The organism is Nocardia sp. NBC_00511 (assembly GCF_045161165.1).
In the GTDB taxonomy this organism is placed as follows: Bacteria; Actinomycetota; Actinomycetes; order Mycobacteriales; family Mycobacteriaceae; genus Nocardia.
Map to the genome: position 1 here is coordinate 201,746 of NZ_CP107850.1, position 12,639 is coordinate 214,384.

Sequence of the window (12,639 nt, forward strand, 5' to 3'; positions counted from 1 at the left end):
TCCGTTCTTACGGACGGTCAGAGTCGATGTCGATGTCGGCATCGTTGGTTATCGCCACCTTGCCGAAAGGGGCCTCAGCTTCGTAATAACTGAAGGCTTCCACGGCCTGGTCGAAGGAGAAGGTCTGCGCGACCACTGGCCGCAGAACCCCTTGTGCGATGGCGCTATTCATAGCCTCGAACTGTGCACGGTTTCCCGTCGCAACGACCCGCACTGTGGCAGACGAGTAGAACAGGGTTTTCACGTCGACGGGGTCGATGGACTCCTCAGCGAGAAAACCGACGAAGGCGACCTCCCCGCCCATCGCGACGGTCTGCAGCGATTCGTTCAGTTGCCCGGCCACGTCGACGACGAGATCGACGCCGCGCCCGGAGGTGAGTTTGCGTACCGCATCGAGCCACCGAGACTCTGATCGATAGTTGATGACCTCGTCAGCTCCCAGGTCACGCAGAGGTCCTTCCTTCTTTCGGTCACCGGTGGTCGCGATCACGCGCGCGCCGAGCTGCTTTGCGAACGCGATCGCGAACAGCGATACCCCGCCGGAACCCAGGGTCAGCAGAGTGTCGCCTGGGGCGAGTGAACGCCCGCCGGTGACGGCGTTCCATGCGGTGACGCCGGCGCACGGCAGCGTCGCTGCCTCGACAAAGGTCAGGTGCTCCGGAATTCGGACCAGTGCGCCTTCGGGCAGTACGGCGTAGTCACGAAGAAGGCCGTCGAGCGTAGAACCCAGCTGGGAGGCGATGTCCAATCGGAGGGGTCCGTCGTGCCAGAACGGAAAGATGTTCGCGGCAACACGGTCGCCCACTCGGAACCGATTCGCCCCTGGACCGAGACCGATGACTTCGCCCGCGCCATCGGATAGCGGAACTATGCCCGGTGTTACCGGCAGGACATAGTCGCCACGTAAGACCATCCGCTCGCGATAGCTCAGCGAGGTCGCCCGTACCCGGACCACGACCTCGCCTGGCCCAGGAGATGGAACGCGCTCTCTAGTGAGAACCAGACCGTGGATGCCGGCGCCGGACCGCTCGAGGCGATAGGCTCGCATCACGGTCTGCTTGCCTGATTGGCGGCTGCGACAACGTCGAAATAGCTTTCCTTCGAGGCGATGAGTCCGTTCTCGTCCAGGGTGATCACATCGATGCCGCTGAGCGCCAAGGGCTTTCCGTTGGCTGGAATCGTGACCGCTCCCAGTTCGAGTGGCTGGGCGAGAATTCCGTGCATGGTCGCTTGCCAGCTGTAGAACGAGTCTCCGTAGTGGGCCTTATCGAAGGAGAACCTCAACTCGCGCCAATTGGCGAGCGAGGAAGCAAAGGCGACCCGCATTGCCTCGCGTCCCTGAATCGCGGGGAGGCCGGCGACGTGCAGCACGTATGTACCGCTCTCGGCGTGCATCGCACTGATCGCATCAGGGTCTTTCGCTTGCCATGCCTGGTCGTAATCGCGAGAAAAGGCTTGAATGTCGAACTTGGGCGTGGTGGCGTCGGGCGAACCGGCGGCGAGCAGAGGGGTCGGATCGAAGTAGGCCGTGCCCTCGAGGGCGCGGCCATCACTGACGCGGAACTGGTCCACACCGCGGATCTCGAACGCGGATTCGCCCCGCCGCCCGGTCATCAGCCACTCGATGAAAACGCCATCACTGGTGGCTGCCCAGCTGACAGGGCTGATTCGGTGGTCGGCGATGCCGGCCACCAGGCCCGCCATGTATCCGGGCAGGTCGCTGCGTGACAACTCGCCAAGAGGATTGCGCAGCACCGCACCTTCGTGCAACAGGCTCGGCCATCGCTCGCCGTCGTGGTCGCGCCACATGGTGGTCCAGCTCTCCACGAACGACGCGATATCATCCGGATCTGTCGTGCCTTCGGCATCAGTCATAGTCATAAGAACTATGCTACCTATAATTGAAGTTGCTGCAACGTGTATTGAAAGTTATCGGTTCGACGACGTGCAGTGCTCGGATCCGATCTGGGGTCAGCACCTTGCGTTCAACGTGATCGGGCCACGTCAGCGGGGTAGCCGAGGTAGCCGAGGCTGCGGCTCGACTGGCGGGAACAAGCTCGAAAGCTGTCGCAGCAAGGTCCCGTCACCTTCTATCGCGGCCTGCTGAGTAGCAACTGCTTGGGTAAGTGTTGTTCGGCTGGCGGCGATGTCACGAAAAGTCCGGTAGTCCGTCGTCAGAACGAAGTCCGGCTGCTGCGCGGGGCCGTAGTTGGTTTCGATGGTGCAGTCGTGGATACGGGCGTGGAAGACCTCGTCGCCGATGCGGAATTCACACACTGCCTGTATGCCGGTCGCGGCCCCCCGGTCGAAGCGAGCCTTGAGGCCAAGCACCGCCCAGCCCGGCTCGAACGTCTCGTCATCGCGAGGGTCGGCCATTGCCCAGCGCATGCCCCATTGCGCGAGGCTGAGCACGACTGGTACTAGTTCGTCGCCAGCCGCTGTCAGAACATACGCTGCGGTTCGGGCCGGCGGTGGCAAGACGGTCTTGCGAACAATGCCCTGCTGCTCGAGGTGTTTGAGCCGGGCGGCCAGCAGTCCTGTTCCGAGGCCGCGCAAGTTGCGCTGCAGATCACCGAACCTTTTCGGGCCGGTAAGTAGTTCGCGCACCAGGAGCAAGGTCCAGCGCTCGCCGACGACGTCGAGGGTTCGCGCAGTCGCGCAGTATTGATGGTAGGTTCGCTGTTCCACTTCGTTTATGATACCCGGCTAGCTCAAAAGTAGAATTATGCAGGCCATAAACATGAAGTCGCGGTCGAGGGTCAGCTCCCTGGCGGGGCACTACCTCTGTGGCGAGTGTCGTTGCCGCCGTCGCGGACATTCCCTCGATGCACTTCAGGCATAGGCGGTCGAGCTGGACGGCCTGGGTTTGCCCGAGGCGATCGAGCAGACCTGGCCGGCCGCGGTGGTCCAGACCTGCATCGTCCACGTGCTGCGGGCGTCGTTCTCCTACGCCGGGCGCCAGGATTGGGCCGCGATCGCCAAAGCCCTGAAACCGGTCTACACCGCAGCGACCGAGGCCGCGGCGTTGGAACGGTTCTATGAGTTCGCTGAGGTCTGGGGGCGAAATATCCTGCGATCGTGCGGCGTTGGGAGAACTCGTGGGCCGAGTTCACCCCGTTCCTGACCTTCGACACCGAGATCCGCCGCGTCGTCTGCTCCACAAACGCGATCGATTCGGTCAACGCGCGTATCCGTCGCGCGGTCCGCGCTCGCGGTCATTTCCCAACGAGCAAGCCGCCCTGAAATGCGTCTACCTCGCGGTCATGGCACTGGATCCCATCGGCGAAGGCCAGAAACGCTGGACCACCCGCTGGAAAGCAGCGTTGAACGCCTTCGACATCACCTTCGAAGGCCGACTCACCGCCGGGCGGAGATACCCCAATCAACCCGAGTTACACCGTTATCTGGACAGACCCGTAGAGGCCACGACGAGCCGCCGACCCTGTTCCCAGCATCGGTGACAGGAAAGACGTCCCATAGGGCATGGTTGTTCACAGGTTCAGTTGCTACACGATGGTCATCCATGGCAGTGGACCGTCAGATCCGCTGGATGCAATCATGATTGCGAATCGATCAGGGCGAAAGGAACGCCTGTGGCGCGCTTCACCTGAGCATGGCATCAATGTGGCTAGGACGGCATGGGCTTGCCTGACCACGGTTCAGATCCCCCATCGGTCGAAGGTCGATCCCTGAGATGCACGCACTGAGTCGATGGGTTGCAGATTCCCGCGCACAGTGGCGGCGTCGGCCAGGTCGTCGTTGACTACATCGCGGTTCAGTACATACGACGAGGCGGGGGAAGGGTGATGACGAGTCCGTTTCTGTACGTCGACCGGGGTGGCGACGCGGCCGGCCAGCAATTCGAGATAGCCGTACTCCCCCAGATCGACGAGAGCTTCTCGGTCTGCAACCAGGCCGCCCAGGCTCTGCTTCAATTTGCCGATCATCTGGGTGCGATGGCAGACCAATACGAGACAGCCGATCTCGTCGGCGGCAAAACGATCGCGAACGCACCCGACCTCCTCGGTCCAGATCCTGTTGTCACAACCGAGGCGTCACCCTTGCTGTCGGGTCCAATGCCACAATCCGTGCCAACGCACACAGGATCGACTGCCGCCTCACATTTCCCTGGCCGAGTCGAGTCGATTCCAGGTACACATACACCCAACAGGCTTGGATCAGTCCCAGGCCCTACATTCACAAGCCCCCCTGGCAAAGGACCTTGGAAACCAAGACGGACTCGGACAGACGCCCACTCCGAACAACGAGCTCGGTCAATCCGCGCCGACATCGAGCAACCCTCCAGCCGATAGCCCGGCTCAACCGCGCCAACCCGCGCCCCGTCCATGGAGAGGTTCTCCCACCCAGCCCAGCACGTCGCCGCCGGCTACGCCCGCCCAATTACCCCTCAACGCCGTAGATCGACCGCGCGAGAAAACCCCACCCGACGATCCGCCGACAGTATTTCACGTTCGACCCGGCAACCAGCCTCACCATGGTCTGGCCCGAATGTCCTTGGCCCACAAGCGCCCTCGCCGCGACAATCACCGCCGATGCAACCGCGGGAGGCCGAAACCCAGGCACCACACCGGACTCCAAATCAACCTCGCAACCGGACGAAGAAGGCGACAAAGGAGCAGACCAAAACCAAGTCAAGCTCGGATCTGTCTCGACTCGGACGGGAGCTGGCCGATAGGCACGGCCTGCAAGTGAGCGGCTTCGACACCCCCGACCTCGATCTGGCCGCCGCTAGGGAATTTGCGGCCGCTATCTACGCAATTCTGCCGGCCTACCCGGAAATCGGACTCCGCCCGGTGCAGATCGGCCCTGCAGCAACACGTTTGGTCGAGTTGACGAAGCCAGACACTCTTGGCGAAATAGGGCTTGTAAACAGTGCCCTCCGCCTCCCGCGACAGCTCCGCCGATGCCCGGCACCACTTTTGCCGCGGCCGTGCGCCGTTCCGGCCGGGCGTTGATCGACGCAGGCGGCGGACAGGCGTTGGAAACAGTCCACCGCACACTGATCGGGCTGTACCTCAACTCTCTGAATATCCGCGAACGTTACGACACGATCGCCCGGGTCGCGCGGGGGTATCGGAGATGGCTGATCAGTCAGGCCTCGGTGGTCGGCGAGGGCAGTCTCGATGTCGTGGCTGTGTTGGAGGAGGGGTTCCTGGCGGTGGTGCGTAACGGTGAGAGCGAGAGTGATGCTGCGAAAGCGTTGCATCAGATCGTCGTGTCAGCTGTTCGTCGGTCTGGTTGATGGGCAAGGGTTTTCTGTTTCGTGTTCAACGATGACCATCTCGTGGAGTTGGTGGGTTCGGTTCCGACTCCACTGCAGGAGGTGCTGCTGGCGGGCCGGTTGCCGGAGCAGAGACCGGGGGCGTTGAGCGAGGTCGGTGCCGTCGTCGACAAGCTCGGCACTCACCTCGTGCAGTTCACCGCCGCCGCCCAACGCGAGTGGACGCTCACGCAGCAAGCCTTGCAGGGTGCCGCGCAACAGCCTCTCTCGCAACTTCTGGACTCGGTAACCGTCGCTTCGGCCTCGGTCGCTGAGGCCGCGCCCAAGATCGGCGGTGCGACACTCGAATTCGCTGAGGAGTCCCTGGCTTCCCAATTGGCGATGATCATGATGGCGTTGCGGGTGGAGTGGACCGTTCTGGCGGGCGTGGGGAATCCGGTCGCCGGCGCGGCGGCAATCGAGGAGACGTTGCCCTCGGTCATCGCGGAAAAGGCCGCGTTCGACGCCGCCGCCGCGGCGACGATTCACGAAATGACGGGCTTGGAGCTATCTCTGGGTTCGCTCCTGCGCCGCGGCGTGGTCGGGGCGGCGCGGATCGGCGCTGAACAATCCGCGTTCACACTCGCTGCCGACGCTGTGTCCGGAACCCGCGTAGAGCCCAAGAACCTCGCCAAGGACTTCCTGCAAGGTGCCGGGTCAGCATTCGTCGGTCACCTCGTCACCGGAACGGTCGTCCATTTCAAAGCGGGGCTGCAATATTCGGCGCTGGGGCGGCTGGGCGTGGGATTCGGTTCAGGCGCCATCATGGTCGGTGCCGGTGCCGCACTGACCCGCCATTGGGACTGGTCGCAATTGCTCGGCGGAGCGCTCAATGGAGCACTGCTGGGCTTCGCCGGACGCCACGATCACCCCACGGCAGAAGGTGCGCAGACCTTCGCCGCCGGCGATGCCGCGTCATCGGCCCATCCGTCCGACGACATCCCCGCCGTCATCTCGGAAGAAACCAAAGCCGAAGCGAAGAAGATCTATTACAGGATCATGCGCTTCGCCCACCCCGACCGGAACCGACCCGAACTACAGACATATTCCGAACAAGCCGCCCAGGCATGGGAAGTGGTCGAAGGCAGGAACACCGGCCGGTCAGCACCCTACACGCCGCAACAAGCGGTGCAGACACTGCGCGATCTCCACGACAACCTCATGGCAGACCTGGGCCTGTCCACCACGTCACCGACCACTGCCAAATCGCCGCCGCGTCAACGCCCCTCCACCCACCCGACACAACCCCTCGCCCTGACCACCGCCCCCGCCACACCACACACATCCACTGCCGACCAAACCGCGGTCAGCCCGCACCCTTCACGTCAAACCCCCGCAGCACCCACCAGGATCTCAGCAGTACACGCTGCGACCGCGCTACCGAACACATCCGCCTCCCCTGCATCGAATGTGGAGCCTGAACACCCTTCGCACATCCAGGAACACCCTGCGTTGGCACAGCGGCTCGACGGGCGCCCCGTCGATCCTTCTGCCCGCTCGGCCACGGACCAGAGCGGATCCGCAACCACGAAGCGCTCCGAACGTGTCAGCAACAACGAGGTGTTGCCCGGCGAGCCGGTGAGCGCCCACCTCGCAAGCGCGTTATCCCCACTTCACACTCCCCTCTACCGGTCACCCCTAGGCGACTCAAGTGGTGCTCGGCAAACACCTACCAGTCTCGTAACGGCGACCCACCCTGATCACAGGGGCGAAATCGAAGGGTGTCCGGTCTCGCCGACCGGAACATCGAGCCTGTCAGCCTCAGAGCCTTCGGATCCGCTGCTTGATTCGGGACACCCAGCCGACGCGGAAAGAACCACTGAGGGAATTTTGGCAGTCGAGTCGAACGAGGATAACTCGCCGCTGCACCCGTATTCGCCAACTTCAGGTGACTTGGCCGACGGTGATCAAGGTAGCAGCAGGGGCTCGCCACCTGTGGAATTGCCGCCTACCGTGGAAGAGCCAGAAGAACAGAACTATGGCGATCGACTCGCAACGAAGCCTGGCCCACCTCCCTGGAGTACCGAATGGGACGGCACCTACCCGGGAATCGGGACGATCACGCGATTCGACGGTCGAAATCACGACCACCGAGGCAGCGCGCCCGAGCCGCCGGCCAGCGACCCCGCGACTGAACATCGTGAACGGCCATCACCGGTAACTCCACAAGCATCCGAGCCAGAAATAGACACTCTCCATGTCCTCAGCGAGAGCGAGACCGAACCGCACCGCGATGCCTCGCAGTGGACTTTGCCCGACCTGCTCAGCTCCGACCGAACGTTGCTCGGATCGCATCTGAGATGGGATGGCGACCGGACAGTACGAATTGACGGTCTCCTACAAGTGGAGACGGTCGAGATTCGAACACACAGCGACCCCAACAAGCCAAAACTGCACATCACACGAGACGAGTGGTCGAACACACCGCCTACGCATATCCTCAGCGTGTCTCAAGAGATGTCGAGACTGGATGCAGGAAGCGCAATCGCGCGCGCGTTGGAAGGGGTGAGGGCCACAGCACAGTATTACACCCTCGAGCTCTACACCTCGCCGCCGAAGCCCGGCAGCACCGACACACCGCAGATGTCGATCAAATTGATGTCCCATCTGGCAGAACTGCGCTACTTGGTAGCCAAATCGGATCAAGCACCCGGCACGCTGAGCGCTCATCTGCGCAAGTCGCTCGAGAACGCCCGCGAAACCATCGGTCTGGACCTCACCGGATCGCACGCCGAGGCATGGTGGAAACTGGTACGGGAATGGGATCCCGGCTCCCCGCTTGCTGATCGCCTTCTCGTCTTGATCGCCGAACTCCGTACGGTCCGTGACGGCTGGATCGCGGCGCGGGCCAAAACCGTACCGCCAGTCGTACAGAAGGCGATTACGACGATACGAGCGTCTCCGGGCGACAGATTCTCGGGACATCGAAGGGTCGAACTGGTCCGCGGCCAGCCGCTAGACCGTTCGCAAATGCTTCACGTAGCCGAGTTTCTCGAGCTGATCGACAACGACAGAGAGGCAATCGCTGGCAGCGCAGCCTTTGCCGGCCGTGACGTGGGCGAGTTCCTGGTTTCCGATCTTGAGGGCGAACCGATCGAGGTGACCCTGTGGTTACACCCCACTCCGATCGCCCGGCCTGCCGTCTACACCTTGCTTCCCCGCCCTCCCGGCTACAACGGGCCAGACAGATATGTCGGACTTCTTTCGCCCCTGAATCCGGCCCGCGAGGTGTCCCTCGTGGCTGCCGACCTGGTGGAGCAGATCCGGCATGTACATGACACAGACCCAGTTCGACGCGGGCTGCTGAGCGATAGCACGAGATGGATCAGCTCCGACGTTGCCGGGCGCATCGCGCGGTTGCGCTTACTGGTGCACAAGCTGGATCAGGCAGCTGGGGATTCGTCATCGACTGAATTTGGCTTGCTCCGTGGGGATTTCGCCGATCTGTGCGCAGACCTCGACAGGAGAGCGATCGGCCAAGACTGGATGACGACCTTGGCAGGCCTGTCGCCGATGGCTGCCGAGCGAGCAGTTCACTGGCAGTTTCGATTCAACCTCGACGACACGCCCTCCCCACGAGAGCAACGGAACCTTCAATCCGCCAAGTTTGTGTACGACCTCGAGGATGGAAGCCCCAAAGCTGACCGGTCCGATCGCACATCGGCTGAGCTTCACCAGCTCATCATCGACGATCGCGCACTGATCGAAGACAGTGAGGTGACCTTGCTCGGCCCCGACTTCGTGCTGCACGGTGCGAACGGCGCGAAGCGTGTCCAGGTCTCCTGGTGGTCACCGCGCGTGAAGGTGATGGAAGGGGAGAAAGCGGGAAGGGATTCCGCGATCCAGAGCTGGGGCCGCCGTGAGGTCTACCAGGGCCCTTTACCAGCGAATGTAGGTGCCAAAGTCACGATATCCGGGGACAACGCCGAGATCGCGCTGGCATCGTCGCTGAATCCTTCGAGGGTTTCCGAGGTCATCACGTCGGCGTTGGGGAAATTGATAGCGCCCGACGATGAACGTGTTGCCACGCACAGGCGGATTCGGCTATTGACCGGGAAAATGGACCTCACCACCGCGGCCGCTTTGGTCGAGGAAATGCAGGAATTACGTCGCAGGTTGGTGGCACTCGCCAGTCACAACGAACTGCGGCCAGGGCACCCCAATTTCGAGGCGCATATCGCCGAGCTTCGAGATTATTCACCAGTCGTGGCCGAACGATTCCATGCCTCGATACGGGAATCGACAGATAATCGCACTGCCCTCGCTGTCGAGAACTTGAACCAAATGAATTCGATCGTGAGCATTCGGACGCAAGCAATCACAACCAATGCATCCCAACTCGCGCGGCGCAGGCCCGCGGGACTGATAGGAGACCTCTGGGAAACACTGGCCCCTATCGAGTCGGCCCAAGCGATGATACATGGCGGGGTGAAAATTCTGCACGGAACGTTCCCGACCGTGCTCCAAGCGGTCGCCGCCGGTCTATCTGCCGATTTCATCTCCACCCGTCTCGCACCCAACCGCGACGTTATCGAACAGGCGCGAGAAAAGGGAATCGGCATAGGGTTTTCATCGTACGATCAACTTCGGTTGCTCGAAGCCGGTGATACTGCGGCACCTGGCAGAGAATCTGCACCCCCTTTGAAGGTTCTCGTGCAAGTGGAGACGGGAGGAAATACAGGGGGATTCACTCTGGACGAGCTGCCGAAACTGCTGGAGAAACTTGAAAATCTACAAATGGACGGCCGAATCATTTACTACTCGATGTTCACCGTGCTGTCCCATGGAAGTGATCCCTGGCATCCTCTAACCGAACTTCAGGCATATAGATTCGGGGAAATGATGGAAAGGTCCCGAAGTATCGGCGTCTACCCAGAGCAAATGCGGTACTATATCGCAGGTTCAGCCATGATTCGGCGGCAAGAATTGGGCGGGGGCACCCTGGCGCTGGTCGATGCCCCCCTCTACGGAATCGGAGCGCCAGGTCTGGACCTGGAGTGCGCGATCACCTCGTCGGCTCGCGTAGTCGCGACGCGCACCGTGTGCGCTGGGGAAGGGATCGGATACGGCGGTCTCCCGCTCGATCGGGACACGCGGGTGATCTGGACCGGAATCGGGTACGGGGACGGCTCCCCCGACACTATTGGTAGTCACGAGTCGACCGCGGATCTACGACTGATGATCAACGGACACGAATGCCCACCGATCGTCGAGATCAACATGGACCTCCTGGCCGTCGAGGCCCCGCCAGATGCCGAGATCGCAGAGGGCGACATGGCCCTAATCGCAGGACCTGGCACCGACGGCGAAATGACCTACGAGCAGTGGTCCAGCGAGTTGAACGTCCCGGTGGATCTGCTATTGACCGCCCCACACGGTCGAACTCGCGTGGTTTTCCACGACGGGTCCGGATTGCAGGCTCCACCGATCTATCCACGCACTGCTGTGACGCCGACCTTGACGATGGTCCGCGCAACGACTGACATTGACGCGCCGCGGCAAAATATCGACGCCTTTCGGCAGACGATGCTGCCCAAGCTCGCCGGAGCGCCTATGCCCAAAATCCTGCTCGTGACAAAAGCAGACGGATACGGCAACAATGCAAATTTGATGGCGCAAGCGGCAGCGAGATCGGGGGCATACATGGTCGGCGCGGTCCATATCGAGGAATTACTCCAACTACGCGCCGAGGGCAACACAATGCCCGCCCTGGCATGGGGTACTAACCCCCGATCGCCCTTCGTTTCGGCGATCCGGGCCGACGTTCAGGTAGCTACACCGTCCGAGGCGACCTTGGAAGCCCAGGTCGAGGCGGCGATGACCACCGGATTGCCCGTGCGGGTGCATCTGTTCAGCAATGTTGGTCTCAACCGTGAAGGCTTCGACCTGCCACAGTTGGAGAGGATCATCCCGACATTACATTCCCTTGTCGCCGACGGACTAATCGTTGTCGAAGGGCATATGGCTCATACGGACCATGGCCACAGCACATGGGAACGCGCGTTCGGGCGTTGGACAGAGCTCGACACGCTGTTGCGGGAAAACGGTATCGAGCCTCAGCTCCGACACCTGTGGGCCTCTCACGTGGTGCACCTCCCGGTCGAATATCTGCTGAGCACCAACATGGTGCGCCTCGGCACCGGGGCCTACGGCAACGATTCCGATTTTGCCGAGACCACCGGTCTGAAATGGCCATTGAAGGTCACCAGCGATGTCGCCCATGTGTTCCTCGGATCCAACACCGACGGAGCCCCGGCTCGGCTGGCTGCCGTCCCAGCCGGTTATGCCGACGTGAGCATTCTCGGGACACCCCGAGGACTTGAGGTCGAAATCGGTGGACGGAAATACCCCGTCGTCGGACAACCTGAACGACACTCTCTGCTGGTCGACCTCGGCACGAATACCACCGTGAAGACAGGCGACGAGGTCATCCTGGTCGGCCCACACACCCTGCGTGACTACGCCAACGCGGGTGGAGGTGTGGGAATTTTCCTCGGCAGCGATGTCTCTCACGCCACCATCTCCGATGACCCGCCACCAGCCGACCTCGATGCCTCATCCGCCGAAAACCCCAACCCCGCCGACAGGCCAAACGTCGGTAAGCACCCGACCCCCGGCACACCATGGACAGCCGCACGAGCGCACCAGCAGAATCAGGCCTTCACTGCCTCGCAACCCAGCTTTGGATCGAACCGAGCAGAACCGCTGCCTCACGCCGCCGCGGGTCTCCCCGTCGCGCCTCCTTCCACCAATAGCAGTAGCCAGACTGCAGAGAAGGCCGGCCAGGACGCTACGCACCATTCGTCAGAGCGGGACACCAGAACTACCCCAGACTCCGGCGGCGGCCTGATGGGGCCGCTCACGCAACCACAGCCGATTCGAGGAGATGCACTCGCCGCCCATCGAGGTCCGCGCCCATGGAGCACGGAATGGGACGGCATTTACCCCGGGATCGGCACGGTCCCGCGGATCAGTGGTCATGAGGGCAACGATGGCGACGAGCCTTTAGCCGACATGCAGCGTCGGAAGGGCTGGTCCCAAGCCACTGTCGAGTCGACACCAAGCCCCGATCTGCCGCGCGATGTGGTTACTCCCTGGTCACAACCGCACGGTCACCCGATGACTTCAGACGACGGGCTCTTGAAGCCCTGAGCTAGCCCTTACGTACCCCCGATCGGCCAGGGGACCTTCCTTTGAACCACGGACAAGGGATCATCTTGTGCAGGCATGCTCTGCATAGGCTCGCAAGGTGGACTTTTCTCTTTAGCTTGAGATTTAACATCGGTTGACGTGTCAGGCGGTCGGTCTCACGTCGGGCGAAGTCCTTGGCTGATGATTCTTTTGCAACAGAACGAATC

General features: G+C 62.0%; 6 protein-coding genes and 1 pseudogene. 3 read left to right on the forward strand and 4 right to left on the reverse strand.

Translation table 11 applies throughout. From position 1 onward, the window contains the following. Window positions 1–7 precede the first annotated feature (7 nt). The 3 genes from OG300_RS42120 to OG300_RS42130 form a co-directional block, all read right to left on the reverse strand. On the reverse strand, window positions 8–955 hold the full coding sequence (locus OG300_RS42120) for an NAD(P)-dependent alcohol dehydrogenase (protein ID WP_331722885.1): 948 nt from the start codon (window positions 953–955) through the stop codon (window positions 8–10). Window positions 956–1,047: 92 nt separating this feature from the next. Continuing rightward, entirely contained in the window at window positions 1,048–1,881 is an 834-nt protein-coding gene (locus tag OG300_RS42125; protein WP_405498888.1) for a nuclear transport factor 2 family protein, read from the reverse strand. A gap of 123 nt (window positions 1,882–2,004) precedes the next feature. Then, on the reverse strand, window positions 2,005–2,688 hold the full coding sequence (locus OG300_RS42130; protein WP_331722887.1) for a winged helix-turn-helix transcriptional regulator: 684 nt from the start codon (window positions 2,686–2,688) through the stop codon (window positions 2,005–2,007). A gap of 166 nt (window positions 2,689–2,854) precedes the next feature. On the opposite strand from OG300_RS42130, the pseudogene OG300_RS42135 reads away from it, so the two are divergent. Next, a pseudogene (locus tag OG300_RS42135) lies at window positions 2,855–3,359 on the forward strand (transposase); the annotation flags it as partial. 300 nt (window positions 3,360–3,659) lie between these two features. Here the strand turns inward: OG300_RS42135 and OG300_RS42140 are convergent. Beyond that, window positions 3,660–3,947, reverse strand: a complete 288-nt coding sequence (locus OG300_RS42140) for a hypothetical protein (RefSeq protein WP_331722888.1) — start codon at window positions 3,945–3,947, stop codon at window positions 3,660–3,662. A gap of 977 nt (window positions 3,948–4,924) precedes the next feature. On the opposite strand from OG300_RS42140, the gene OG300_RS42145 reads away from it, so the two are divergent. Together OG300_RS42145 and OG300_RS42150 are read left to right on the forward strand one after the other, a co-directional pair. Beyond that, window positions 4,925–5,263, forward strand: a complete 339-nt coding sequence (locus OG300_RS42145) for a hypothetical protein (protein ID WP_331722889.1) — start codon at window positions 4,925–4,927, stop codon at window positions 5,261–5,263. Window positions 5,264–5,284: 21 nt separating this feature from the next. Next, window positions 5,285–12,433 (forward strand): alanine racemase, encoded by a 7,149-nt coding sequence (locus tag OG300_RS42150; protein WP_331722890.1) that lies wholly within the window; start codon window positions 5,285–5,287, stop codon window positions 12,431–12,433. Window positions 12,434–12,639 lie beyond the last annotated feature (206 nt).